This is a genomic window from Nocardia brevicatena NBRC 12119, assembly GCF_000308495.1.
GTDB lineage: Bacteria > Actinomycetota > Actinomycetes > Mycobacteriales > Mycobacteriaceae > Nocardia > Nocardia brevicatena.
Map to the genome: position 1 here is coordinate 68,080 of NZ_BAFU01000034.1, position 26,707 is coordinate 94,786.

A 26,707-nucleotide genomic window follows, 5' to 3' on the forward strand; every position below is an offset into this window, starting at 1 on the left:
CGTCACCGCAGGTCTGCTTCGTCGGCGCGAACGGCCCACTGCGCGAACCGCTCACCGTCTTGGCGGTGTTTGACGAAGTTGCGGACCACCCGCTCGATGTAGTCGCCCAGTTCGTCGCTGGTCACCTTGTGTTGACGTAGTTTGCGGCCGAAGCCGCTGTCGAGGCCGAGGCTTCCGCCGAGATGAACCTGGTAGCCCTCGATCTGATTCCCCTCGCCGTCGTCGACCAGCTGGCCCTTGAAGCCGATATCGGCGATCTGCGACCGACCGCAGGAGTTGGGGCAGCCGTTGATATTGATCGTGATCGGCACGTCGAGCTGCGCGTTGATATCGGCCAGCCGCTGTTCCAGTTCGGGGGCCAGCACCTGGGAGCGTTTGCGGGTCTCGACGAAGGACAGTTTGCAGAACTCGATCCCGGTGCAGGCCAGCAGGTTGCGCCGCCAGATGGAGGGACGGGCCTGCAGGCCCAGCGGCTCCAGTTCGTCGATCAGCCGGTCGACCTTCTCGTCGGGGACATCGAGGATGACCAGCTTCTGGTAAGGGGTGAACCGGATGCGGTCCGATCCCACCCGCTCCGCCGCGTCGGCGACCTTGGTGAGCACGGTGCCCGAGACCCGCCCGGCGATGGGGGAGAAACCGACGGCGTTGAGCCCGTTGCGCAGCCGCTGCACGCCCACATGGTCGATGGGCTTGTCCGGCTGCTCCGGCGCCGGGCCGTCGATGAGCTTGCGCTTCAGGTACTCGTCCTCGAGCACCTGCCGGAACTTCTCGATACCCCAATCCTTGACGAGGAATTTCAGCCGCGCCTTGGAACGCAGTCGGCGGTAGCCGTAGTCGCGGAAGAGAGCGACCACCGCTTCCCAGACGTCCGGCACCTCGTCCAGAGGTACCCACGCGCCGACCCGCTGGGCCAGCATGGGGTTGGTGGACAGCCCGCCGCCGACCCACAGGTCCAGGCCCGGGCCGTGTTCGGGATGGTTCACCCCGATGAACGCCACGTCGTTGATCTCGTGCACCACGTCCTGTTGGCCGGAGATCGCCGTCTTGAACTTGCGCGGCAGGTTGGAATATTCCTTCTTGCCGATATACCGGCGCACGATCTCCTCGATCGCGGGCGTGGGGTCGACGATCTCGTTCAGGGACTCGCCGGCCAGTGGGGAGCCCAGCACCACCCGCGGGCAGTCGCCGCACGCCTGGGTGGTCTGCAAACCCACCGATTCGATACGCCGCCAGATTTCCGGGACGTTCTCGATCTCGATCCAGTGGTACTGGAGGTTCTCCCGGTCGGAGATATCGGCGGTATCGCGGGCGAACTCGGTGGAGATCTCACCCAAGGTGCGCACCTGTTCGACATCGAGCGCGCCGCCGTCACACCGAATCCGCATCATGAAGTACTTGGCTTCGATCAGGTCGGTGTTCTCGTCGCCGGTCCAGGTGCCGTCATATCCCTGCTCACGCTGGGTGTAGAGGCCCCACCAGCGGAAACGGCCGCGCAGATCGCCTTTATCGATACTGTCGAAGCCGTTTTTGGCGTAGATGTTCTCGATCCGGGTACGGACGTTGAGCGGGTGGTCGTCCTTCTTGGCCTGCTCATTGGGGTTGAGCGGTTCCCGGTAGCCGAGCGCCCACTGGCCTTCGGCGCGGCGGCGCACCGGTTTGCCGGTACGGGCTCGGGGCGCACGTGCGGGGCGGTCGGCGGCCGGACGAGTCGGAGAATCTGCCGTGGCGGTGGTATCGGCGTCGGTGCTCGACGTCATGGATCGCTCCTGCTGGGGTATGTCAGGGTTCGATGGGAATGAGCGAGGGCCCTGCGTGGTCACGCTTCGCTACCTCCTTCGGGCCTGATCGCTCATTCCGCCGTCCGTGCTGAAGGCGTGAGAGGCTGATCTCACGCCGCGGTGTCAGCGAGGCCGAGGTCCTGGAGAACAGGCGTCGCCGGAAGACCGGGAACGAGGCGCAGCTGAGCTACCGGGTGGAACCGGACAGACAGCAGGCGCTGCATACGCGCTTGTAATCGACGTGGCGACGTGCCACAAGTCGTACTCCTGATGCGCGCATGCGACTTATTGTGCCACGTCAGAGGGGCCGCTCTGGAGGGGGATGGGATATTTCCCGCAAAACCACGGGAAATCCCCTGGAAGCCCGGTCGAATATGTGACAGTTGTCATATTTTCCTTCCGAGGCTCTGTGTGTGAGCCGTTCCGGGCGATCGGGTGCCTCGTGTCGGGAGCTTGACCTCGAGTGCGCTCGAGGTATGAGGATCGGCGTCATGACTTACGCACCTGGCGACACCACCGCGGAACTCGAGGCGATCCGCGCCGTCGTCGCCGCGGTGGAGCACGCTCAGCGCCACGAACTGGTCGACGATTTCGTGGGACTGTTCCGTGCCGACGCCATCTGGACCACCGGCCACGGTAAGCGCCTGATCGGACGGGACGCCATCGCCGAGTTCACCGCGCGGGTGCTGCCGGGAGCGATGAGCCCGGACGCGCTGCCGCGCTACGAGGTCGAGCATGTGCTGTTCATCCGTCCCGATGTGGCGGCGGTGAAGGTGCGCCAACGGTATCTGGACGCGACCGGCGCCACTGTAGGCCCCGAGGGCTCCCCGCTGTATGTCCTGGCCAAGGAAGACGGGCGGTGGCTGCTCACCGCCAACCAGAACACCCAGGTGGTGCCGGACTGAACCGGCCGGTCACACTGGACAGGTGACTTCCGCGCCCGCCGTCGACTCCGAGACCCTGGTACTTCGGGACTTCGGCGGTGGTCCGTTCGGCGTCTACGTGCACGTGCCGTTCTGCGCCACCCGGTGCGGTTACTGCGACTTCAACACCTACACGGCGGGTGAGCTGGGCAGTTCCGCCTCGCCGCAGTCGTGGCTGGACGCGCTGCGCGGGGAGTTGGCCGAGGCGGCCCGGGCATTCGCACGGCTGCCGTCCCCGACACCGGAGGTGGCGACGGTGTTCGTGGGCGGTGGTACGCCGTCGCTGCTCGGCGGCGACGGGCTGGCCTCGATATTGGCGGCAGTGCGCGCGGAATTCCGCGTGGCCGCCGATGCCGAGGTGACCACCGAGTCGAATCCGGAGTCGACCTCACCGGCCTTCTTCGACCGCATCCGGTCGGCCGGGTTCACCCGGGTCTCGCTGGGGATGCAGTCGGCGGCCGAACATGTACTGGCCGTCCTCGACCGCACCCACACACCCGGCCGGGCCGTCGCCGCCGCCCGCGAGGCCCGCGCGGCCGGTTTCGACCATGTGAATCTCGACCTCATCTACGGCACCCCCGGCGAACACGACAGCGACCTGGACGCGAGTCTGGACGCGGTGCTCGACGCGGGTGTCGACCATGTCTCGGCCTATTCGCTCATCGTCGAGGACGGCACCGCGCTGGCCCGGCGGGTGCGCCGCGGCGAACTTCCCGCCCCCGACGACGATGTCCTCGCCGCCCGCTACAAACGTATCGACGCCCGCCTGGAGGCCGCCGGCCTCACCTGGTACGAGGTGTCGAACTGGGCGGCCGACGACGCCGCGCGCTGCCGGCACAACCTCGGCTACTGGGACGGCGGCGACTGGCTCGGCGCGGGCCCCGGAGCGCACAGTCACCTCGGGGGAGTGCGCTGGTGGAACGTCAAACACCCCGCCCGCTACGCCGACCGTGTCGCCCGCGGCGGGCTTCCCGCGGCGGGGTGGGAAACGCTCACCGACGAGGACCGCTACCTCGAACGGATCATGCTCGCCCTCCGGCTCCGCACGGGCCTGCCGCTGGCCGACCTCGATACCCCCGGTGCCGCCGCCGCGGAGCGTGTGGTCGTCGACGGGCTCGCGACGATGCCGGACGGACGTCTGGTCCTCACCGGTCGCGGGCGGCTACTGGCCGACGGTGTGGTCCGGCGTCTGCTCGGTTGATCACCGGGTTCGGCGGTGATCGGCCGGAGAACAAGTGCGGTGCGGGCCGCCCTATCGGGCGGGAGCCTCGACCGTGACCGGATATCCGATCCGTTTCTCCGTAGCGGTCCACAACCGCTCGCCCGGCCCATCGGCGATCGCCGCGGCGATTCGCGGTGCGATGGGAAGAGTGTCGGGCGGACCGGCCTGTTCGCGAAGTGGGCCCCCGGGCGCATGGACGACGGACGCGTCCGCGTCCGGTTCGGTCGCGGCGCAGCAGGGGCAGCACACCCCGGTCGATCGGATGGGCGGCTCGGATCAGGAGCGCGGTTCGCATGTACAGCCACGCGGCCGGAGCGGGCCGGTCGCGGAGCAATTCGGTCGACGTGGTGCCCGGATGCGCGTCCGTCGCACCGGCCGACAACCCGGCAGCGCGCAGCCGGCGGCCCAGTTCCACGGCGAACAGCACAGCGGCCAGTTTGGAGTTGGAGTACGCGAGCTTGGAGTAGGCGAACCGGTCCCGGAATCGGGTCGAGGGGTTGCCGTCGGAGCCGAGCCTCGGTGTGGCGTCGAACCATTCGGCGGGATCGCCGAGATCGCTCCATTTGTAGGCCAACGAGGTGACCGTGGTGACCCGTGTGTGGGGGTGCGGGTGAGCAGTGGCAGCAGTCCGGCCGTCAGGGCGAAGGCGCCCACATGGTTGATGCCGATGTGCTGTTCGATGCCGTCGGCGGTGCGGGCGTAGCGGAACGACTGCATACCGGCGTTGTTCAGCAGCAGGTGCGGTTGCCGATGCCTGCCGCGGAACTCCTAGGCGGCGCGGCGCACCGATTCGAGCGAGGAGAGGTCGATCGGCAATGGCTCCGGCGCACCACCCGCCGCCCGCACCTGCGGGTCCGCGGCCAGTTCCGCCACCACCGCGGTGAGACGTCGCTCGTCGCGTCCGGCGAGCGTCACCGCCGCGCCGGCGCGGGCCGGCAGTAGGGCCGCGTGCCTGCCGAGCCCCGATGTCGCTCCGGTGACCAGGACGCGGCGACCCGACTGGTCGGGGATATCTGCGACAGACCACATGACGCGGTGCCTTTCTCCAACGGTGTCAGCAGATTCTGCACCGGGCCGGTTCGTCATATCGGGCGGCGGGGGTCGAGTTCCCTCGGCGGCAGGAGATCATGCGGCAGCGTACTCCGGATCCTGTCGTGAGCGGCATGACGCTATCAGGGGGTGGCGAGGCCATGTGGCCTGGAAGATGGGTCGAACGGATTTAGACTGGGTATAGAACTCGGTGGTTCGAGGACCGAGTGCGGAGGATGCGGTGCGCCGGGGTAGCCGTGACGGCGTACGGGACAGCGAGGAGGTGCGGCCGATGTCGAGCACCGAGGATCGGCGCTTCGAGGTCCTGCGGGCGATCGTCGCCGACTACGTCGCAACCAAGGAACCCATCGGGTCGAAGACGTTGGTGGAACGGCACAATCTGGGTGTGTCCAGCGCCACGGTCCGCAACGATATGGCGGTGCTCGAGGCCGAGGGCTACATCACCCAGCCGCACACCAGTTCCGGGCGGATTCCGACGGACAAGGGCTACCGGCAGTTCGTCGACCGGATCGCCGAGGTGAAGCCCCTGTCGGCGGCGGAACGCAAGGCGATTCTGGACTTTCTGGAGTCCGGCGTCGACCTCGACGACGTGCTGCGGCGCGGGGTGCGGCTGCTGGCCCAGCTCACCCGGCAGGTCGCGGTGGTGCAGTACCCGACGGTGTCCGCGTCGACGGTCCGCCATATCGAGGTGGTCGCGCTCAACCCGGCGCGGTTGCTGCTGGTGGTGATCACCGATACCGGCCGTGTCGACCAGCGCATCGTGGAACTGGGTTCGCTCATCGACGAGGAGGACCTGGCGGCGCTACGCGGCATGCTGGGTGCCGCCATGGACGGCAAACGGCTGGCCACGGCGTCGGCGGCCGTGGCGGATCTGCCCGAGCAGGCGCCGCTGCGGCTGCGCGATGTGCTGATCAGGGTGTCCACAATGCTGGTGGAGACCCTGGTCGAACATCCGGAGGAACGTCTGGTGCTCGGCGGGACCGCCAACCTCACCCGCAATGCGGCCGATTTCGGTTTCCCCGGTTCGCTGCGCGCGGTGCTGGAGGCACTGGAAGAGCAGGTCGTGGTGCTCAAGATCCTGGCCGCGGCTCAGCAGCCGGGTACCGTGACGGTGCGGATCGGCGAGGAGAACCAGGTCGAGGAGATGCGCAATACGTCGGTGGTGTCCACCGGATACGGCGCGGAGGGCGCGGTGCTCGGCGGTATGGGCGTGCTCGGGCCGACCCGGATGGACTACCCGGGCACGATCGCGTCGGTATCGGCCGTGGCGCGCTATATCGGCCAGGTCCTGGCCGGTCGCTGACCCATGTCGTCGGGTTCGGTGCCGAGTCGCTGTTACCCTCATGGGGCCGGCCGGATAAAGTTGAGTGGATCCGACTAAAAGTGTGCGGCCGAGGCGATCCTCGAGCGAGCCATGCGGCAGGCCGCGCAGTCGGAACGGTGGACAGCGACCAAGGACTAGAGAACTCAAGTGGCACGGGATTACTACGGATTGCTCGGTGTCGGTAAGAACGCGACCGACCAGGAGCTCAAACGCGCCTATCGCAAACTGGCCCGCGAACTGCATCCCGACGTCAACCCCGACACGGAGGCGCAGGCTCGGTTCAAGGAGGTCTCCACCGCCTACGAGGTGCTGTCGGACCCGGAGAAGCGTCGCATCGTCGATATGGGCGGCGACCCCTTGGAATCCGGTGGCGGCGCGGGCGGCTTCAGCGGTGCCGGATTCGGCGGACTCGGCGATGTGTTCGAGGCGTTCTTCGGCGGTATGAGCGGGGCCGCGGGCGGCGCCCGCAAATCGCGCGGACGGGTGCAGCCGGGCGCGGATTCACTGGTGCGCACCCGGCTCAGCCTGGCCGAATGCGCGGTCGGCGTGACCAAGCACCTGACCGTCGACACCGCCATTCTCTGCGATCTGTGCCAGGGCTCGGGGACCAACGGCGACTCCAGGCCGGTGCGCTGTGAGACCTGCGGTGGCGCGGGTGAGGTCCAGTCCGTGCAGCGGTCCTTCCTGGGGCAGGTGATGACCTCGCGGCCGTGCCCGACCTGCCGGGGCGCCGGGGAGACCATTCCCGACCCGTGCCGGAAGTGCGGCGGTGACGGACGGGTGCGGGCGCGTCGGGAGATCGCCGCGCCGATCCCGGCGGGTGTCGCCAACGGGATGCGGGTGCGGCTGGCCGCCCAGGGCGAGGTCGGTCCCGGCGGCGGGCACGCGGGCGATCTGTATGTGGAGATCGTGGAGCAGCCGCATGACACCTTCGTGCGCGACGGCGACGATCTGCACTGCACCGTGCGGGTGCCGATGGTCGACGCCGCGCTCGGTACCACCGTGGTGATCGACACCATCCTGGACGGTCCCGTCGAATTGACCATCGCGTCCGGCACCCAGCCCGGCGAGATCGCGGTGCTGCGTGGGCACGGTATGCCGCGGTTGCGCTCCAGCGCTCGGGGTGACCTGATGGCCCACCTCGATATCGTCATCCCCGCCAAATTGGACGGTAAGCAGGCCGATCTGCTGCGCAAGTTCAAGGGCATGCGCGAGCGCGACCGGGCCGAGGTGATGTCGACGCAGTCCGAGCACAACAGCGGCCTGTTCGCCCGGCTGCGCGCCTCGTTCAGCGGGCGCTGAGGCGTTGGCCGCGACGGTCTTCTACCTGGACGAGATCCCCGAGCCCGGCACCGTCGTCGTCCTCGACGGCGCGGAGGGCCGGCACGCGGCGACGGTGCGCCGGACCCGGGTGGGCGAGCCGATCACCCTGTCCGACGGGCGCGGGCTGCTCGCCGTGAGTGAGGTGATCGCTGTGCAGCGCGACCGTCTGGAGTTGGTGGTGCGCGACCGTACTCGTGCCGAACCGGCGTCACCGCCGGTCACCGTGGTGCAGGCGCTGCCCAAATCCGATCGTTCCGAACTGGCCGTCGAGCTGATGACGGAGGCCGGCGCCGATGTGATCGTGCCGTGGCAGGCGGCCCGCTGTGTCGCGAACTGGGAGGCCAAGGCCGACAAGGGTGTGGGGAAATGGCGCAACGCGGCCCGTGCCGCGGCCCGCCAGTCGCGCCGCGCCTATATCCCGGAGGTCACCGCCCTGCACCGCACCGCACAGGTGCTGGAGCTGGTGCGTTCGGCGAAAGCCGCGGACGGGGTGGTGGCCGCACTGCACGAGTCGGGCACCACGCGTTTCACCGAGCTGCCCTGGCGTGCGGCGCCGGCGGCCGTGCTGATCGTCGGCCCGGAGGGCGGGCTCGACGATACCGAGATCGATACCCTGGCGGATGCCGGGGCCGATGTGGTGCTGCTCGGCCCGACGGTGCTGCGCACGTCCACCGCCGCCGCGGTAGCGCTCGGAGCCCTGGGCGCGCTCACCCCTCGGTGGTGAGTTCTCCGGAGCCGCCGGCACACGGTCCTCGACCCCGGGTCGGCGGTGACCGGCGGGTGAACGGCCCTGCCCACCCGCCGGAACACCCAGGTGCACCGGGATGTGGACAGCGGTAATTTCAGTGGGAGGCGTCGGTATCGCGCGTTAAACTTTGGGGCGAAGACCTCCTCATGGCGGGCGCCCCTCATCCACCGTGAGGATTCGCGACAGCAGCTTCGAGACCGGAAAGCAGGCCATAGCCACTACGTGCGATCACAAGGCGACATCGGCGACCAGACCACTCCCGTGACCGGTGACGGCGCCGGCGGCAGTCAGGGCCCCGCGGCGCGCACCGTCCGTTCCAGTATCGAACTCGCCCCCGAGTCGGTATTCCCCTTCCTCGGTTCGGCCGATGAGAACCTGCGGGAACTCGAGCAGCTGATCGACGCCGACATCCATGTTCGCGGCAATACGGTCACCCTCACCGGCCGCGCCTCCGACGTGGCGCTGGCGGAGCGGGTGGTGGAGCAGCTCGTGGCGCTCACCGGCCGCAACCGGGTGGTGACCCCCGAGGCCGTGCGACACACCGTGTCCATGCTCACCGAGGGCAGTGCCGAATCTCCGGCCGAGGTGCTCAGCCTGGACATCCTGTCCCGGCGCGGTAAAACCATTCGCCCCAAAACGCTCAATCAGAAGCGCTATGTCGATGCCATCGACGTCCACACCATCGTGTTCGGCGTCGGCCCCGCGGGCACCGGCAAGACCTATCTGGCCATGGCCAAGGCCGTACAGGCGCTGCAGACCAAACAGGTCGACCGAATCATCCTCACACGTCCCGCGGTAGAGGCCGGTGAGCGGCTCGGTTTCCTTCCCGGCACCCTGAACGAGAAGATCGACCCGTATCTGCGCCCGCTCTACGACGCCCTGCACGACATGATGGACCCGGAGTCCATTCCGAAGCTGATGGCGGCCGGTGTGATCGAGGTCGCGCCCCTGGCGTATATGCGCGGGCGCACCCTGAACTCGTCGTTCATCATCCTCGACGAGGCGCAGAACACCACCGGCGAGCAGATGAAGATGTTCCTGACCCGCCTCGGGTTCGGCTCGAAGATCGTGGTGACCGGCGATATCACCCAGGTCGATCTGCCCAGCGGGGCGCGGTCGGGACTGCGGGCGGCCACCGAGATCCTGTCCGCCATCGACGATATCCATTTCGCCGAGCTCACCAGCAGCGATGTCGTGCGGCACCGGCTGGTCTCGGAGATCGTGGACGCCTACGACCGGTTCGAGGCCACGGCCCGGCCGCAGGTGGGGCCGCATATGGCGGGTAACCGTGCCCAGCGGCGCGCGGCCGGTCGGGCGGGGCGGCGCTGACGCGCCCGGTGCCGGTACGGTCCCCAGCGGGTCGTGCGGGGCGGTCGTCGGCGCGGCACGTTCCGACGCGGGTCGGATACCGTCACTCGGATAGGCTTGACCGGTGAGTATCGAGATCGCCAACGAGTCGGGTATGGACGTACCCGAGGAAGACCTGGTGGGTGTCGCGCGGTTCGTGATCGGCCGGATGGAGGTGCATCCGGCCGCGGAACTGTCCATGGTGCTCGTCGATCTCGACACCATGGCCGATCTACACATGCGCTGGATGGACCTGCCGGGACCGACCGATGTGATGTCGTTCCCGATGGACGAACTCGAACCCGGCGGTCGCCCGGACAGCCCGGAGCCCGGCCCCTCCATGCTCGGCGATATCGTGCTGTGCCCGGAATTCGCCCTCGACCAGGCCCGCAAGGCCGGGCATTCGCTCGATCACGAGCTCGCGCTGCTCACCGTGCACGGAATGCTCCACCTGCTGGGCTACGACCATGCCGAGCCGGAGGAGGAGAAGGAGATGTTCGGGCTACAGGCCCGGCTGCTCGAGGAGTGGTACGAGAGCCTGCGCGAGGCGCGGCGCCGGGCCGAACTGGCCGCTCGGGATGCCCGGCTGCTGGGAAAGGCGGGTTTCACGGCACCGGGTGACGCGCAGGCGTGAGCGAACCGGTTCTACTGCTGCTCGCGGTTCTGCTCGTCCCGGTGGGCGGTGTGTTCGCGGCACTCGATTCCGCGCTGAACACCATTTCCGCCGCGCGGCTCGACGATATGGCGCGACTCGAGCGACTCGGCGCGGTACGGCTGAGTCGCATAATCGACGACCGGCCACGCTATGTGAACCTCATGGTGTTGTTGCGCATCCTGTGCGAAATCAGCGCCACCGTGTTGTTGGCCGCCGCGCTGTTGTCCATCTGGGGCAACGCGGCGGCGCTGCTGGTCACCGCGGGGATCATGGTGCTGGTGAACTATGTGGTCATCGGGGTGGGGCCGCGCACCCTGGGCCGCCAGCACGCCTATTCGATCGCGCTGGCCGCGAGTCTGCCGCTGCAGTTCATCGGTGCGGTGCTGGGCCCGTTGAGCCGGCTGCTGATCCTCATCGGTAACGCCATCACCCCCGGTAAGGGGTTCCGGAACGGCCCCTTCGCCTCCGAGATCGAACTGCGCGAAGTGGTCGATATGGCGCGCGAGCGCGGGGTGGTGGCCGACGAGGAACGCCGGATGATCCAGTCGGTGTTCGAACTCGGCGACACCATCGCCCGCGCGGTGATGGTGCCGCGCACCGAGATGGTGTGGATCGAGGCGGACAAATCGGTGGCGCAGGCCATGTCGCTGGCGGTGCGCAGCGGCCATTCCCGCATACCGGTCATCGGCGAGAACGTCGACGACATTCTCGGCGTGGTGTATTTGAAGGACCTGGTTCCCTACGCCGATCGTGGTCGGAGTGTGCGAGTCCGCGAGGTGATGCGCGCGGCGGTGTTCCTGCCCGATTCCAAACCGCTGGACGATCTGCTCGACGAGATGCAGCGGCGGCGCAACCATATGGCGCTGTTGGTGGACGAGTACGGCGGTATCGCGGGCCTGGTTACCATCGAGGACGTGCTGGAGGAGATCGTCGGCGAGATCGCCGATGAATACGATACCGACGAGACTCCGCCGATCGAGGAACTCGGCGACGGTCGTTACCGGGTGTCGGCGCGGTTGCCGATCGACGATCTGGGGGAGCTGTACGGGTTGGAGATCGACGCCGAGGACGTCGACACCGTCGGCGGGCTGTTGGCGCACGAACTGGGCCGGGTGCCGCTGCCCGGGTCGGAGGTCACGGCGCACGGTCTGATGTTGCGCGGTGAGGGCAGCGCGGACGCGCGCGGACGGGTGCGGGTACATACCGTGACGGTGCGCCGCGTATCCGAGGAGGGCACAGCGAGCGCGGAATCGAACGGCGAGAGGCCGGGCCGGGATCGTCCGTCCGGTCGGAACGAAGAGGGAGACGATGCCTGAACTGGATGCCGAGGACAACAAGCTGCTGGTGTTGGCCCGCGGGGCGATGGGCCGCACCGGTGGGGGCAGCGGCGCGGCGATCCGCGACACCGACGGCCGCACCTATGCCGCCGGGACCGTCGAGCTGCAGGGGTTGCGGCTGACGGCGTTGCAGGCCGCGGTCGCCGCCGCCATCTCCAGCGGCGCGGAGGGTTTCGAGGCCGCGGTCGTGGTCGGCGGCCAGTTCTCCGACGCCGGGGTTCCCGCGGTGCGCGAGGTGTCGCGGCAGGCCCGCATCATCTTCACCGACCGATCCGGTGCGGTGTTCGAGATAGCCGAGGGAGTCCACGGTGGCTGAACGATCCGCCGAGGGGGAATTCCGTTCCGGCTTCGTCTGTTTCGTCGGCCGCCCGAACACCGGCAAGTCGACGCTGACCAATGCGCTGGTCGGCGCGAAGATCGCGATCACCTCGTCGCGTCCGCAGACCACCCGGCACACCATTCGCGGGATCGTGCACCGCGAACACGCCCAGCTGATCCTGGTCGACACTCCCGGCCTGCACCGGCCGCGCACCCTGCTCGGGCAGCGTCTCAACGATCTGGTGCGCGACACCTACTCCGAGGTCGATGTGATCGCCCTGTGTATACCGGCCGACGAGAAGATCGGTCCCGGTGACCGGTGGATCGTGCAGCAGGTGCGGCAGATGGCGCCGAAGACCACCCTGCTCGGGGTGGTCACCAAGACCGACAAGGTGGGCCGCGACCGGATCGCCGAGCAACTGTTGGCGGTATCGCAGCTGTTGGGTCCGGAGGCCGAGATAGTCCCCGTCTCGGCGGTGAAGGGGGAACAGGTCGAGGTTCTCGTGGATGTCATCGCGGCGCAGATGCCGGAGGGCCCGGCGTTCTACCCCGACGGTGAACTCACCGACGAGCCGGAGGAAACCCTGATGGCCGAGCTCATCCGGGAGGCCGCGCTCGAGGGTGTCCGCGACGAGCTGCCGCATTCGCTGGCCGTGGTGATCGAGGAGGTGCTGCCCCGTGAGGGCCGCGAGGACATGCTCGACGTACACGCCCTGCTGTATGTGGAACGCCCCAGCCAGAAGGCGATCGTCATCGGCAAGGGCGGGTCCCGTCTCAAGGAGGTGGGCACCAACGCCCGCAAGCAGATCGAACATATCCTCGGCACCCGTATCTACCTGAATCTGCATGTGAAGGTCGCCAAGGACTGGCAGCGCGATCCGAAACAGTTGGGCAAACTGGGGTTCTGAGGAGTGGGCGCCGCTGCTCATCCGAGCAGGACCGCGATGTACGAGCCGTGTTCCCGGACGGACCGGTAAAGCGGGTCGGACGCGACTCTTGCGGCCGTGCTGCGGTGGAATGTCCGTTCGCCCTCGGGGTCGCCGTTGACGATCGCCGCCGTTCCACCGCTGTGCTTCCCCAGGGACTTCGGCGATTCGCTCATCCGGGATGCATTGCTCGATGTGATGGCGTGAGGGGATCCCGAGCTTCCTGAGCACCGAAGCCAATTGCGCCTCTACGGTACGCGTGGATGTACCTCGGCGCGCGGCGATCATCGCATTGGTGATACTGGCCGACGCGAGAATCGCCACGCTCTGCTCGGCCGGAGACAGCTCGTCCCAGGGTGCTTTTCTCGTAGGGGAGGGGCCGGCGGACCGTTTCACTTCTCGGAGTTCGAACAGGTTTTCCCTCAGTTCCTCGAACGCGGTGATCCGAGGGGGGATACGGGTGCCACGTTCGTACTCCTTGTCGAACGCGTCGGCTCCCAGGGACCTCTTCAACGCGGTGAGGGTGCGTTCGTTCCGTTCGGCGAAGTGCGGTAGCAGCTGGAAATCCAGCCCGAGTTTGTTGTGCAGCGCTCGATGAACCCCGAACAGGTAGCGCGTGATCGACCAGACGATTGCGACCGGCGGTGTCGGCCGTGTCGACCACGGTCTGCCCCAATGCCCATGCCCGCAGTAGCAGTACCCACCCCAGCTGGTCGGATGCGGAGAGGTTTCGGCCCTGCGTACGGTGGATGAATTCCAGGGCTGTCGAGGGGTCGCCCCGTTCGATGGACACTATGGCCTTTATCAGATACGCCCAGGTCGTGGTCCAGGGCGATTCTGTGCTCTCGGCTCGCTGGAACATTTCGTCGACGACCTCGTCCACCTGCCGGTCCGAGGCCGACATCCGGGCCGCCGCGCCGGCGGCGGCCGATCCGTAGACGGCGGCGAACCCGACCCCGCTGCTGTCCAACGCTTTCCGCTGCGCGCCGGCCAACAAGGGCACGGCATGGGCATCGTTGTGGAGGGTCCACAAAATCATCCCCCAGACGAATTCGACCGCGGCGGGGAGGCCGGGGGCGGGTTCGGGGGCGGTTCGACGGTCCGGACGGACACCGCAGGCGGTGAGACATTCGTCGAGCAGCCGCTCCGCCTCGGCACCCATACCTTGGCGAAGTGCGCTGTACGCTACGAGCGCCTTGGCCGTCGTTCGCGTATGGGGGTAGTCCTCCGGCGTCGAGTCGGTGGCCTTCAGCGCGCGTTCGGTCCACATTCGTATCTCCCGGATGGAGGCCGTATGGGTGATCGGCGGGAAGGCGTGGATGGCGATACAGATCCGCAGGCCGAGCGCCGCTTCGACGGGCGTGGCCGAACTCGTGTGCACGGCGACCATGAGATTCGGCCATGCCGTGCGCAGCCAGTCGAAAACGTGCTGTTCCTGTGGGCCGACCCAATCCACCGCGGCCCGGTGGAGCGCGTCGTGGTAGTAGCGCAGATGCCGCCGTGACAGTCGGGCCTGTTCCGACGTCGTGCCGATACCACGCGCCTCGAGCCGCTGTCGGGCGAATACGTGCAGACGCTCCATCAATGAGTAACGGACCGAGTTCTCTCGGATTTGTAGGGAGACCAGAGAGCGATCGACCAGGTGGTCCAGCAGACTCGGGATCTCTTCGCGTGATAGCCGCACGGCGGTGGGATCGGGTGGGAATCCCTCGGGGGCCGGGGCAATCGTATCGTCGGAACAGACCTCGACGATCGCCTCCGGCTCTGCGCCTATCGTGAACCCGTTGTAGTCGGGATCGATGCCGTATCCCGCGGCGAATACCGATAACCGCTCGAACAGGAGTCGCTCCTTGTCGCTGCAGAGTTCGTAGGACCAGGCGATGGCGTCACCGATGCTGTGATGTCGAATGTCGCCGGTGGTGCTCGGTCCACTGCTCCAGCCCATATGCTGGTCACCGCTGTTGGCGCGATCCAGATCCTGCAGAATCCCGGCCAGCGGTCGTTGCCGCAGCCGAGCGGCGGCCAAACGTATGAAAAGCGGTGTGTTCTGCATATGACGGCAGATGGCGTCGACCGCCGCCAACTGGTCCGCCCCCTCGATCGGATGACCGAGAGCCTGCGCGCGGTGCAGGAACAGTGCCGATGCGTCCTGTGCCGGCAGCTGGGGGACCTCGACGAGATATTCGTCGCTCCAACCGATCATGGTGCGGCTGGTCGCCAGGATCGTCAACCGTGGCACCGTGTACAGGATATCGGCGATCACCGGGCCCACGCTGTCGAGGATATGTTCGCAGTTGTCCAGCACCAGTACTTCTGCGCCGGCGACCCGGCATCATCCTGGGGGGACAGCGAATCGACGATCGCGTCCCACGCCGACCGCCTCGACGTGTCCAGGTCGAGCACCGACCGGGCTATCTCCGCGGTTACCGCGGTCCGATCGGCGGCCTTGGGCAGGTGGGCGAGCCTGACCCAGTACACCGAAGCCGGTTTCACCTTGCGGTAGCGACGCATCGCCTCGGCGGCGAGTTGTGTCTTTCCGATGCCCCCCGCCCTGGTCAGTGTGATCAGTTGGGCGAAGGATTGCAGTGAGTAGAGGATCCGATCCAGCTACACGGCTCGACCGACGAAGCCGCCGGTCGTCACGGGCTGACCAGAACGTTTTCTCGCCGTCATGCTGGGAGAATACCTATCGCACAATGGCATATCCATGTGGAATGAGCGGAACCGCCGTGGACGGCCTTGCCACATCGAATGCTCCCCGACACGGGCGCGAATAAGAGGCTGTCTCATGTGGTGAGTTTCTCGAGCAGATGATCGCGGCGGCGAGGCCGAGAAAGGCCGAGAAGAGGTGTCCGTAGCGTTCGTAGCGGATGGCCGGTCGTCGGTATCCAGCGAGCCGGTCGAGGCTGCGTTCGATCTCCCATCGATGGCGGCCCAAACGGGTGGGATCGTTGATCCCGCGGCGAGCGATGCGCGCAATGATGCGCCGGCCACGCGGCCGGTGTCGGTGAGCGGCCGACTCGTAGCCCTTGTGGGCGCGCAACCGCTCGGGCCGACGGCGGCGCGGACCGTGCCGGGACCGGATCGCCGGAAACGCATCCACCAACGGCCACGGCATGACGCTGTCGTGGACGTTCGCGCCGGTAACCAGCGGGATACCATTCGCATCCGACAGGACACTCACCCCGAACGCCGGCGGCAACTGCCGCCACGCACACCCGCTGGTCGGCACGAACACGACCGCAACCAACACCGCACGATCATCGACCGGCGCGGTTCCACCGCCCTGCCGGCGCGGAGCGAACCTCGGAATCGGTGGTTCGGCGATGTCCCACAATGCATCCGGAGCCGGATGTCGAGCCAGAGCATCCATCACCGGTCACGTTATACGGCACAACTACTTCCGTCCACATGAGACGTCCTCTAGGTAGCGATACCTATTCGCCCACGATGTATTCCCCCTCCTGACCGTTCAGACTGGTGCTGAGCCTGATCGGTGGCGACTCGACCAGGCAGCGAAGGGGTTTGTGAGTGCTGCGCGGCGGTATGACCGATGCCGCTGCGGGGCCCCGGCCCCCGGACGCTCGGCTTGGTGTACAGGCCGTTCGCCCCTGAAAGGAGTGCAGATGGAAACACAACTCGAGCCCTTGGTCCTGGACCCCTCCGGCGCCGATATCCATGGTGAGGTGGTCCGAATGCGAGCCCGTGGGCCGGTCACGCCGGTGGAACTGCCGGGCGGCGTGCGTGCCTGGGCGATAAACAGTGCCGCCGCGCTGAGGAAGGTCTTGGCGAGCCCCTTGGTGTCTCGGAATCCGCGACTGCACTGGCCCGCGTTCATCAATGGAGAGATCACACCGGAATGGTCCCTGTTCCCTTCGGTTTCGCTCACCGGCATGCTCACCGCTTACGGGAAGGACCATCGACGGCTCCGCAAACTGGTGGCCCCTGCCTTCACTCAGCAGCGCACCGCCGCGCTGCGGCCGTGGATCGAGGAGATCACCACGGCGATGCTCGACGAACTGGCCGCGGCACCGGACACCGAGCCGGTCGATATTCGCGAACGGTACGCCTACCCGGTACCGCTGGGTGTCATCACCGAGCTGATGGGGGTGCCGGAATCGTTTCGGCCGGCATTGCGCAACCTCGTGGCCCGGTCGTTCGACACCAGTCTGACCGCGGAGCAGTCCCGGACGAATTTCGCGGAGCTGTGCGAGCTGATCGCCGAACTCATTGCCTACCGTCGGGCTCATCCCGGCGAGGATATGACGAGTCTGCTCATCGCTCATCGCGACGAGGAGGAGACCTCGCTCACCGAGCAGGAGCTCATGGACACCTTGATCCTGGTGATCGGCGCGGGTCATGAGACCACGGTGAACCTGCTGGATCAGGCCATTTTCACCCTGCTGGCGAACCCGGGGCAGCGAGCCGACCTGATGGACGGGCGAGTGTCAGTGTCATGGTCGGATCTGATGGAGGAGACGCTGCGTTTCCAGGCGCCGGTCGCGCACCTCCCCCTGCGGTTCGCGGTGCAGGATCTGGAGGTGGAAGGGGTGTGGATCGGTAAGGGTGACGCGATACTGCCTTCCTTCGCCGCGGCGAACCTCGACCCAGAGGTATACGGTGATACGGCAGGCGAATTCGACGCATCTCGAAAAAACAAGAGCCATATGGCTTTCGGACACGGGGCGCATCACTGCCTCGGCGCGTCCCTGGCACGCCTGGAAGCGGGGGTAGCGTTGCCGGCCATCTTCGAAAGGTTCCCCCGCATGCGATTGGCGGTCCCGGCCGAAGAACTGCGACATCTGCCCAGTTTCATGTCCAATGGCCACCATGAGCTGCCGGTATACCTGAACGGGTCGTAACTCTCGGTCGAGTCCTGCTCGGCGGTCCACGCGGACATTTCCGGAAAGCGGTTCTCGAGGGGTGAACGGGATCACACGGCATTGTGACCGGTTCCGGCGGATCTGCTCCGCGGCTCGATATCCCCGAGGGAGGCAGCCACGGTAAGTCGGATAGGGGCACCAACCCGGTCGGAGAAGTTCGCAGGTGACGTCGATCGAGCGCACCGCTTATCCGCAGTTCGAGCGGTTGACCTCGGCGCGGGTGCTGCATGTGTTCTTCACTCCCATGGCTAGGGGACCGATCGTCACTGGCAACCTGTCGGATGGGCGGCCGGGCCGACCACGGATACCGCAACAAGGCTCCGATCGCGTGGATATGGTGGCCCGCTGCGCTGTTCGACGCGGAACGCGGCCTGTTCGCGCGGCGAGACGGCCGCCGCCGCGAGGTATGCCGTAGCGCAGGGGCGTTCCGTCGTTCATCGTTCAGAGCCGGGTCCCGAGATGGCTTGGTTTGTCATACGCCGCGGTCGTCACCGACGCCCCGTCCGGCGACTCGGGCTACCGCTCTCCGGCGTGCTCGTCTTCTGTACCCAGGATGTGCGGTCGGTGAGCGGCACGGACGTCGGGAGGGTGGATGACATCGGTGGCGCGTATGCGATATGTCAGAACCGATGCAATGAAAATTTAGATTGTTAAAATATGGCAAGCTCCATTGCCCGTACCTGCGGCGGTCCCGGGAAGGCGCCCGGCCTGCCTTTCGGTGCCGGTCCTGTAAGTCGTTGTGAGAGAGGAGTGATGGTTCGGGTCGAGCTCATGGTGCCGTTGTCGAGCCGTGGGTGGCGTCGGTGTTCGGACACCGGTGTCCGGTCGTGGAGCGTGTCACTGCCTCGATGCGTCTCTGGGCGTCCGGAAGTGAGCGTCGGTATGTCCGACCGGAATGTAACACTCGCCCGAGCCCTGTCGAACAGTCCCACAGGTATTTCTGGAAAGCGGTTCTCTATGGAGGAATGGGATCGTGAGGCGTTGCGATCGACCAATGAGGTCTTGCGCGAGGAGATCGAACGGGTCCGGGCCGTGCTCGAGAAGCAGCAGGCGCGGATGGGCGAGATCCGGGAACAGTTGGACCAGCTGCGGATGCAGGCCACCTCGTCGGACGGACTGGTGGAAGTGACCGTCGACGCCGACGGCATGGTGGTACGGACGCGGGTGTCGGCCAAGGCCATGCGAAGCACTCCGCAGAAGGTGGAGGCGGCGTTCACCGAGGCGGCGCGTGCGGCGGCGTCCGCGGCGCGGGAACACAGCGAGTCGTTGGTCGCTCCCCTCGTGGCGGAGACGGACGTGGGGCCGGATCTGTCGGATCTGGTGCCGGAGATGCCCGACGTGCGGGAAATACGGGCGAAGCTGTTGGGAGAGAGCGGGACCTGGTGACTGTGCGGATGGTACGGCCGGTCGGTTCGAGTGGGCGGCGTATTCATCGGTGCACCGCCGGCGGAACCGGAGCCAGAGACCCCGCTTCGGATGGTGCTCGACAACATCACTCGGATCGAGCTCGGCGAACAACCCCTTCACGACGGTTCCCATGTGTTCCCGTTGCGATTTCACCGGTAGGGGTAGCGGGCTCGATCCTGGATTTCGACCGGAGGAGATTGTTCGATGCCGCAGCGATTGCGTACGCCGGAAGAGGTGCAACAGTATCTGGCACGAGTGCTCGCGACGGATCGGCGGTTCCAGATCATCGAATGCCGATATGGATGGGTGTGTCGTCCGGTGCTGTCGCCGGAGGAGGTTTCGCTGGGGCGGGGAATGGGCTTGGGTAACTATGCGGTCAACAGCAACACCGGGGTGGTGACGGCGCATCGTGGTCTGCCACCGGTGCTGATCGGGAAAGAGTACGACGAAGCCATCCGGGATGGCCGTGAAGTACCGGGGTACCAGGTGTATCCGCCGCTATGAGGTCCGTGGTTCCCGTTGCTGGGAAACGTGCGGACAGATCGTAAGTCCGATTTCGCGGTTGTCGAAGACCAGGTGTCGCCGAGGAGTTCGAATTGAGCGATTCGCTATCTGTTGACCCGGAAAAGCTCCGCGCCTCGGCCACTCGGCAGCGGGATATCGCCGACCGTGCGATGCTCCTCACGGCCGAACTGAAAAGCGCGATCGAGCGCGCGGGCATCGCTTGGGGCACCGACGAACCAGGGAAAGCGTTCGAGAAGTACTACCTGCCCGGTTCGCGGCAGGCGGTCGAAGCTCTCGACCGGATGGTCACCGCCCTGGACACCATGAGCACCGGTCTCACCGATTCCGCCGCCTCGTTCGAAGCCGGAGATATCGACATGGGCAGGGTGGTCCGACGCGCTGCTCCCGATGCCACTGATACGGCTCGGCCGGGACCGGCGGTCGGCCCCGGCCGGATATACGGCCCGGGATCGGAGTGGATGGCTCCGGTCGGGGACCGTGGCCTCGAGCCGGCCGGTTCCGTTGTCGGAGAGCAGCCCGGCCGTCGATCCACACCGGATATGGTGCCCCCGGAAGCCGGCCCGACGAGTGGTAATCCGGTTTCCGGGGAATCCGCGTCGACCGGGGCACCACGTTCGGGCGGCTCCCCGCAACCGCCCACTCCTCGAAGTGACTCCCCGCCCCCGCCGGGCATCGCGAGCGGACCGCAGGACATACCGGGAGCGCGGACCCATCCCGGGCCCCGCTCCGTACTCTCCGGCGATACCGATGCGGCGGGACCGCCGAACCGTTCCGCAACGACCGCCGCGGGCTCGCGACCGGATATGTTCACAGCCGCTCGGCCGGGGAGAACACCATGGTCCGGGGGTACTTCTTCGGGCAGAGGGATATCCGCGCCGGTATCGCCGAACGCGCCTCGTGGTCCGGTGGAGGAGCCACCGCCGCGCCCCTCCGCCCCCCGCACGGGGCAGCCGCCCAATACCGGGAAAGCGGCCGGGCCCACCCGGCAGCCTTCCGTCAAACGTGCGGCGAACGCGGCGAAATCCTCTCCGCCCCGCACGGTGGACGCGTCGCCACGGGTTGTTCGCACCGAGCCGGAGGTGCTGCGTATCGCCGGCGAGATGGCCACCCGACATGGACTCGCTCTGGTGGGGTTCGACACCGCCGGAGTGGACGAGCCCACGGTGCGCGAGCTCGCGGCAGCTCTGGACGACGTGCTCACCGGCCATCGCATCCTGGACCTGCGGGTAGTCGAGATCGCCGAGATGGCCGGCGGTGAGCCGGCATGCACCCGGTGGGAACGGATCCTCGGCGTCGATGGGTCGGCGGCCTGTGCTGTCCGGTTGATTCTGAACCGTGCGAGGCCGACCGCCCCGCGCCGATCCGACAGCGATGGTCCCGCGTGGGCCCCGGAGACGACTGTCCCCGAATCGCCCGCCGGCCGGATATATACGGTGGTGGTCCGGGAACTGGGTCGGGCATTGGACGCTCTCGGCGAGCACAACGCCCAACGAAAGGTACAGCGGGCGCTGATCCAGCACTTCCTGGGTGTCGTGGCCCCGGACTATCGGCACCGCTCGTTGGGGCGGCTGGTATACGACTATCGGCAGTGGCGGGACGCGCTGGCAGGAGCCGGCGGAGCGGGTCGGTTCGATCCGGAGTCGGTGCTGGTGGAGGCATTCGTCGAGGTGGTCTCGGGCGCGGGTCGGGCGGGAGAGACGGCCGGTGTGCTGCACCGGCTGCTGGTCGACGCGGCGCGCCGGGCCGGTTGACGAGACCCGGTTTTCGTACATATCCGCCTGTCGTCATGGAACCATCTTGTGCGTTTGCGGGTTCCGACCCGGATTCGGGCGGTAACGCGGTCGACTGCCGATCCGACAGGTGCGGCGTTCTGGGCAGGCCGCTGTCCGGCGACCTCGAGACGACGGGCTCTCGGTATGTGTTGTGTGTAGACAGCTGTGCGGCTCAGGATGCGCGCCGAGAGGTTCATCCGGGCGCGCGGGAGCGGTTCGAACGGTCCGCTCGCCGGGGTGGTTGCCGGCGTCCCTCGGCAGTCACCACCACTGTTCGGGGTGGTGACGGTCCCAGCGCAGTTCCGATTCCAGTTGCGCGGCCAGGGAAATCAGGCGGGGTTCGCCGGACGCTGGTCCCATCAGTTGGGCGCCGATGGGCAGGCCGGTAGCGGTGAAACCTGCGGGGACGTTCACGCTCGGCCAGCCGAGGACGTTCCACGGCCACGTGTACGGGCAGGTGGCGGTGATGAGTTCGTCGGTGGCCCAGGAGCCGAGACCATCGATGTCCTCGACGCGGGGCGCGGGTTTGGCCGTGGTGGGGGCGAGGACGACGTCGAAATCGTCGAAGAACGCACCGATCCTCTTGTGCAGCACCGGTTCCAGTCGTCGCGCGAGGGTCAGGGCGGGGCCGCCGAGCAGCCGGCCGAGACGGACGTTCGACAGTGTGCGGGGATCGACCACGGCGCCGGGGTAGTTGCGGTGGGTGTCCCGGATACCGGCCATCGAGCGGGGCAGAAACGATGCGCCGGGCAGGATTCCGTAGGTCAGGTCGGTGACCGTCACGATATGGCCCAGTTTCCGCAGGGTGGTGGCGATCCGCCGCACTCCCGCCTCGACTTGGGGATCGAGGGCGGTTCTGATGGCGGTGAACGGGATACGCAGTGACAGCGCGATGCGCAGTCGGCCGGGATCGCGGCCCACCGCGTCGGATAGGACGAGCGGTTCGGGGGTGTGCAGATCGCCCGGATGCGGGCCGGCCGCCGCGTCGAGCAGCAGCGCCGCGTCGGCGACGGTGCGGGCCAGCGGACCGTTCACGGTGAGACCATGGAACGCCTCGGGCAGCGGCCAGGTGGAGATCCGTCCGCGTTGGGGTTTGATCCCCACGAGGTTCGTCCACGATGCCGGGATCCGCACCGAACCGGCTCCGTCGGATCCGAGTGCCGCGGGAACCAGTCCGGCGGTCACGGCGGCGGCCGATCCGCCGGAGGAGCCACCGGGGGTGTGCTCGCGATGCCACGGGTTGCGGGTGTAGCCGAAGGCGGCGCCGCTGGTGAACGGCAGTTGTCCGTATTCACAGGTGTGGGTTTTGCCGACGATCACCGCGCCCGCCGCGCGCAGTCGGCGCACCGATTCTGCGTCGGCGGTCTTCGGCTCGAATTCGCCGCCCACCCCGAAGGAGGTGGGCTCGCCGGCGATATCGGTGTCGTCCTTGACCGCGATCGGCACGCCGAGCAGCGGCAACCGCACGCCGGCCGCGATCCGCCGGTCCGCCTCGGCGGCCTCGGCGAGCGCCTTGTCCCGGCGGAGGAGCTTGAACGCGTTGAGCGCCGTGCGACTCGCTGCGATCCGGTCGAGTGTTTCGGTCACGGCCTGGACCGAGCTGATCCGGCCGTGTGCGATCGCCGCCGCGTACTCGGCCAATCCGCGTTCTTTCGCGGGTGGGGTATCGGAATCCACGACATTGTCGGCGACTGGCATGTGCGCTCCGTCTACTCGGTCCTTCTTCTGCACGGTAACGCCGAATTGGTCAAACGTCCATATCTGCTCGTCTCCCGTGTACCCGGTTGCCGGCGAAGGCGCCGCGTAGCGGCCCGCGGCGGTGGGAATCGGCGTTCACAGAGGTGGCCCGGCCGCGGAGGCTCGGTGGCGGGGCCTGGTGCGCAGGTGAGAATACTTGTGGGTGTGCGGTCGGTTCATTGATGAGAACAGCCGGGGGGTGGGGGTGGCTCATAATTTTCGCGACTGCCGAAGGGGGTCGTGGTTGTGGGTTTGGAGCTTCCGCCGGAGTTTCCGGATTGGTTGGTGTCGTTGGCGGTGGGTCATTTCCCGGTGGGGGATGAGGACGGGATGCGGGAGCTGGCCGGGGTGTGGGAGGTGGTGCGGGCGGCTCTGTTGGCCTTGGTCGAGCAGCAGGTCGTGGTGGCGGGGTTGGGGGTGGGGGCGGTCGCCGGGGTCACCGGTGCCGTGGTGGTGGAGGGTTGGTCGGTTCTCGAGCGGGAGTTGCGGGGTCTGGCGGAGTATGCGGGGGGTTTGGCCGAGCAGTTGCGCGATGGTGCTGTCGGTCTCGAGTTCGAGAAGTTGTTGGTGATCTATTCCGGGTTGATTTTGTTGGTGCAGTTGGCGTGGGTGGTGATGCTTCCGGGTGGGGCGATGGTGGCGGTGGCGTCTCGGGTGGCGGCGCAGCAGGCCATGCGGGTCGGGTATTTACAGCTGATTGCGCGGTTGCTGCTGCGGGGGGCGCGGTTCGTGGAGACGCGACCGGTCTTGGCGGTGGTGACCCAGGGCGGGGTGTTCGGTGCGGTGCAGGGTGGTGGTGCGGATCTGGCGGCGCAGGGGACGCAGATCCGGCAGGGCCACCGTCGGGGGGTGGATTGGGGGTCGGTGCGGGTGTCGGCGGTCTCGGGTGGGGCCGGTGGTGTGGGTGGTGAGGCGGCGGCGCGGTGGGCGGGGTCGGTGGTGGGTCGGGTGGGGGAATCGGTGGGGCGGGTGATCGGTCCGAGGGCCCGGCGGGCGGTGGAGGTGTCGCTGCTGGGTGGTGTCGGTGGGGTGGCCGGTTCGGTGGTCGGGACCGTGGCCTCGGTGGCGATGGTGGGTGGGGACCTGGCCGCCGGTGATTGGACGGAGATGCTGGTCAGTGGTTTCGGTGGGGGGGTGATCGGGGCGGCGGGGCATGCGATTCGCACGCCGGCCGCGTCGGCGCCGGCCACGCCGGCCGCGTCGGTGGTGGCCGGGTTGCCGTGGCGGCGGAGTGGCTCGTCGGGGGGGCCGCCGCCGGCACCGGCGGGCCGGTGGACCGGTTCCGAGGTGCCGGGTCCGCACGGTCTGGGGCCTGCCGGGCCCGCGGACCCGGGACCGGCACGACCCGGACCGGTCGTGCAGCATGGGCGTTACCGGTCGGACATGGTCGAGCCGGGAACCGGGCGAGCGGGGGCCCGGCCGGTGTCGAGCATGCCGGCCGGGCCCGGCCGCGGCGGTGGCCCCACCGAGCCCTCGCCGGCCCGGACCCCTTTCCCGTCCGAGCCGGCGCGGACCGATATCAGCCCCCCGCGGACCGCCGTGTCGCCGTTGTCCGAGGGGGTGACCGTCCCGGCGCGGACCGCCGTGTCGCCGTTGTCCGACCACCCGACCGTCCCGGCGCGGACCGCCGTGCCGCCGTCGCCCGAGGGGGTGACCGTCCCGGCGCAGCACCTGCCCGAGGCGTCGGTGACCGACCGGCCGGACGAACCGAGCGTGACCCCCGCCCCGGGGGACGCCGGCGGGCACGCGGCGTCGGCCGAGGTGCCGCCCGGGACCGGGGAGGGGGTCGAGGGCCGCGACACCGTTCCGTTGGCGGAGTTCTCCCCCCTCGAGGACATCGCCTACCAACAGGAGGTGGAGGACGCGCTGCGCGGTCCCGACGGTCACCTCCTGGTCGGGGCCGACCCCAGGACCAACCCGTACGGGCGGCTGATCAACGACGGCGGCCCCGGCAAACCGGGCCGCGACACCAACTGTGTGGCCACCGCGATCGGTGGGCTGCGCTCGTTCCTCGGGGACCCCGCCGTCGCACCACCACGCCGCGCCGACGCAACGGTCGAGGGCCGGCTCGGGGAAACCGACGGCAACACCCGCGCCGAGGCCTGGGCCGGGCAGCGGTTCCGCGACTACCGAAACCGGGAACCGATACCGCGACAGTTCGACCGCCTGCACGCCGCAATCGCCGCAGCCGGGCCGATGAGCTCGGCGCTGGTGGCCGTGGAATGGTCCGAGCATCACCCGGATACCGGGCAGACCTACCGCACCGGCCACATGATCACCGTGGTCTACCCACCCGCCGCGGATGGCCCGGTGTGGTGGGACCCGCAATCCGGGCAGACCTGGGACACACCCCCACCGGAGCTGGTCGCCGCCACCGACACCCTACGATTTGTCACCCTCGGCCCCGACCACGGCGCCCGGCCCGACCCCACCCCACTCCCCGACCCGGGCCGCGCGGCCCAACCGCACACCTTCTCCCCCCGGCAGGCGGTGACCCCGCCGACGGGATCACCACCTCCCCCCACCGCCCGCCACGGCGCGGGGTATCCCACCGGCGTCGCACGGACCCCGCAGCCCGCCCACAGCCGCGGCGGCGACCGCGGGACACCGGTGCGCTACGGCCGAACCCCGTGGAGCGGCCCCGACGACACCGGTAAGACCCCCGCCCCCACCCCCCACGCATCGGACGCCACCCCACTCACCGGGGTGGAATGGCCCGATCCCACACGCTTCGAGCCGGATCGGTTCGGCGCCTGGCTCCGGAAGGTGCGTGAACTCCTCGACCTCGATCAGCGGCAGTTCGCGGAACGTCTCGATGTATCTCGGAAAACTGTCGGCAAATGGGAGCTCGGCCATGACAAGCCCTCCTTGGAGGGTTTGGTGAGGTTGTGTCGGGAGGGTGGGGTTCCGCCGGAAGTGGTGCAGGCGGCGGTGGAGCACTTCGGGCTCGGTGATCCTCGCTCGGGGGAGTTGTATCGGGTGGATTTGTTGGATCAGCCCTTTGTCGCTCCGAAGGAGGGCGAGTCACGCGGTGAGTGGTTGCGGGGTATTCGTCATCGTCTCGGCTACAGCCAGCAGCAGTTCGCGAAACTTCTCGGTATATCCCAGAGAACTGTCGGCAGGTGGGAGACGGGAGATGTCGAGCCCTCCTTGGAGGGTTTGGTGAGGTTGTGTCGGGAGGGTGGGGTTCCGCCGGAGGTGGTGCAGGCGGCGGTGGAGTTTTATGGGCTGCGGCACCATCTCTCGGGGGAGTTGTATCGGGTGGAATTGTTGGATCAGCCCTTTGTCGCTCCGAAGGAGGGCGAGTCACGCGGCGAGTGGTTCCGGGGTATTCGTCATCGTCGCCGCCTCAGCCAGCAGCAGTTCGGAGACCTTCTCGGTGTATCCCAGAGAACTGTCAGCGAGTGGGAGGTCGGCCATGACAAGCCCTCC

20 protein-coding genes and 1 pseudogene are annotated in these 26,707 nt (G+C 67.8%); 16 read left to right on the top strand and 5 right to left on the bottom strand.

Features of this window, described 5'->3' with window-relative positions; all coding sequences use genetic code 11:
- Nucleotides 1–2: 2 nt before the first annotated feature.
- A complete protein-coding gene (locus ON20_RS07475) occupies nucleotides 3–1,757 on the bottom strand; it encodes a nitrite/sulfite reductase (RefSeq protein WP_040834220.1) in 1,755 nt (584 codons plus the stop codon).
- 512 nt (nucleotides 1,758–2,269) lie between these two features.
- On the opposite strand from ON20_RS07475, the gene ON20_RS07480 reads away from it, so the two are divergent.
- Both ON20_RS07480 and hemW read left to right on the top strand, forming a co-directional pair.
- Nucleotides 2,270–2,683, top strand: coding sequence for an SgcJ/EcaC family oxidoreductase (locus ON20_RS07480; RefSeq protein WP_040834255.1), 414 nt, complete (start codon nucleotides 2,270–2,272; stop codon nucleotides 2,681–2,683).
- Nucleotides 2,684–2,705: 22 nt separating this feature from the next.
- A complete protein-coding gene (hemW, locus tag ON20_RS07485; RefSeq protein WP_040834221.1) occupies nucleotides 2,706–3,902 on the top strand; it encodes a radical SAM family heme chaperone HemW in 1,197 nt (398 codons plus the stop codon).
- A gap of 789 nt (nucleotides 3,903–4,691) precedes the next feature.
- Here the strand turns inward: hemW and ON20_RS32920 are convergent.
- Complete coding sequence (locus ON20_RS32920) at nucleotides 4,692–4,952, bottom strand: SDR family NAD(P)-dependent oxidoreductase (protein ID WP_051161869.1); 261 nt, start codon at nucleotides 4,950–4,952, stop codon at nucleotides 4,692–4,694.
- Between the two features lie 292 nt (nucleotides 4,953–5,244).
- Between ON20_RS32920 and hrcA the strand changes: the two genes are divergently transcribed.
- The 8 genes from hrcA to era all read left to right on the top strand — a co-directional run bounded on the left by hrcA (nucleotide 5,245) and on the right by era (nucleotide 12,933).
- Nucleotides 5,245–6,276 carry a heat-inducible transcriptional repressor HrcA gene (gene hrcA / locus ON20_RS07495; protein WP_040834256.1) on the top strand — a complete coding sequence of 344 codons (1,032 nt, stop codon included), beginning with the start codon at nucleotides 5,245–5,247 and terminating at the stop codon, nucleotides 6,274–6,276.
- Between the two features lie 168 nt (nucleotides 6,277–6,444).
- Nucleotides 6,445–7,599, top strand: coding sequence for a molecular chaperone DnaJ (gene dnaJ / locus ON20_RS07500; RefSeq protein WP_040834222.1), 1,155 nt, complete (start codon nucleotides 6,445–6,447; stop codon nucleotides 7,597–7,599).
- Between the two features lie 4 nt (nucleotides 7,600–7,603).
- Nucleotides 7,604–8,344 carry a 16S rRNA (uracil(1498)-N(3))-methyltransferase gene (locus ON20_RS07505; protein WP_040834223.1) on the top strand — a complete coding sequence of 247 codons (741 nt, stop codon included), beginning with the start codon at nucleotides 7,604–7,606 and terminating at the stop codon, nucleotides 8,342–8,344.
- A 285-nt stretch (nucleotides 8,345–8,629) separates the two neighbouring features.
- Nucleotides 8,630–9,697, top strand: coding sequence for a PhoH family protein (locus tag ON20_RS07510; protein WP_040834257.1), 1,068 nt, complete (start codon nucleotides 8,630–8,632; stop codon nucleotides 9,695–9,697).
- Between the two features lie 103 nt (nucleotides 9,698–9,800).
- A complete protein-coding gene (gene ybeY, locus ON20_RS07515; protein WP_040834224.1) occupies nucleotides 9,801–10,349 on the top strand; it encodes an rRNA maturation RNase YbeY in 549 nt (182 codons plus the stop codon).
- Nucleotides 10,346–11,686, top strand: coding sequence for a hemolysin family protein (locus ON20_RS07520; protein ID WP_040834225.1), 1,341 nt, complete (start codon nucleotides 10,346–10,348; stop codon nucleotides 11,684–11,686). The genes ybeY and ON20_RS07520 overlap by 4 nt, the downstream gene beginning before the upstream one ends.
- Complete coding sequence (locus tag ON20_RS07525; RefSeq protein ID WP_040834226.1) at nucleotides 11,679–12,023, top strand: cytidine deaminase-like protein; 345 nt, start codon at nucleotides 11,679–11,681, stop codon at nucleotides 12,021–12,023. Before ON20_RS07520 ends, ON20_RS07525 begins: the two co-directional genes overlap by 8 nt.
- Complete coding sequence (gene era / locus ON20_RS07530) at nucleotides 12,016–12,933, top strand: GTPase Era (protein WP_040834227.1); 918 nt, start codon at nucleotides 12,016–12,018, stop codon at nucleotides 12,931–12,933. The genes ON20_RS07525 and era overlap by 8 nt, the downstream gene beginning before the upstream one ends.
- A 17-nt stretch (nucleotides 12,934–12,950) precedes the next feature.
- Here the strand turns inward: era and ON20_RS36155 are convergent, their stop codons facing one another.
- Nucleotides 12,951–13,127 (bottom strand): hypothetical protein, encoded by a 177-nt coding sequence (locus tag ON20_RS36155; protein WP_157228742.1) that lies wholly within the window; start codon nucleotides 13,125–13,127, stop codon nucleotides 12,951–12,953.
- 2,108 nt (nucleotides 13,128–15,235) lie between these two features.
- On the opposite strand from ON20_RS36155, the gene ON20_RS07540 reads away from it, so the two are divergent.
- Nucleotides 15,236–15,454: a hypothetical protein gene (locus tag ON20_RS07540; RefSeq protein ID WP_040834229.1), complete on the top strand. Its 219-nt coding sequence runs from the start codon at nucleotides 15,236–15,238 to the stop codon at nucleotides 15,452–15,454.
- Between the two features lie 297 nt (nucleotides 15,455–15,751).
- Here the strand turns inward: ON20_RS07540 and ON20_RS34135 are convergent.
- Nucleotides 15,752–16,315, bottom strand: a pseudogene (locus ON20_RS34135) (transposase); the annotation flags it as partial.
- A gap of 262 nt (nucleotides 16,316–16,577) precedes the next feature.
- Here ON20_RS34135 and ON20_RS07550 point away from each other — a divergent pair.
- The 4 genes from ON20_RS07550 (at nucleotide 16,578) to ON20_RS07565 (ending at nucleotide 21,517) form a co-directional block, all read left to right on the top strand.
- A complete protein-coding gene (locus ON20_RS07550) occupies nucleotides 16,578–17,813 on the top strand; it encodes a cytochrome P450 family protein (RefSeq protein WP_040834259.1) in 1,236 nt (411 codons plus the stop codon).
- Nucleotides 17,814–18,815: 1,002 nt separating this feature from the next.
- Complete coding sequence (locus ON20_RS36160) at nucleotides 18,816–19,220, top strand: YbaB/EbfC family nucleoid-associated protein (RefSeq protein WP_218002464.1); 405 nt, start codon at nucleotides 18,816–18,818, stop codon at nucleotides 19,218–19,220.
- A 225-nt stretch (nucleotides 19,221–19,445) separates the two neighbouring features.
- Nucleotides 19,446–19,745 (top strand): hypothetical protein, encoded by a 300-nt coding sequence (locus tag ON20_RS07560; RefSeq protein WP_040834231.1) that lies wholly within the window; start codon nucleotides 19,446–19,448, stop codon nucleotides 19,743–19,745.
- A gap of 92 nt (nucleotides 19,746–19,837) precedes the next feature.
- On the top strand, nucleotides 19,838–21,517 hold the full coding sequence (locus tag ON20_RS07565) for a WXG100 family type VII secretion target (protein WP_040834232.1): 1,680 nt from the start codon (nucleotides 19,838–19,840) through the stop codon (nucleotides 21,515–21,517).
- A 282-nt stretch (nucleotides 21,518–21,799) separates the two neighbouring features.
- Here the strand turns inward: ON20_RS07565 and ON20_RS07570 are convergent, their stop codons facing one another.
- Entirely contained in the window at nucleotides 21,800–23,236 is a 1,437-nt protein-coding gene (locus ON20_RS07570) for an amidase (protein ID WP_051161874.1), read from the bottom strand.
- A 324-nt stretch (nucleotides 23,237–23,560) separates the two neighbouring features.
- On the opposite strand from ON20_RS07570, the gene ON20_RS39815 reads away from it, so the two are divergent.
- Nucleotides 23,561–26,707, top strand: a 3,147-nt coding sequence (locus ON20_RS39815; protein ID WP_218002465.1) for a helix-turn-helix domain-containing protein, incomplete at its 3' end; no start/stop codon positions are given.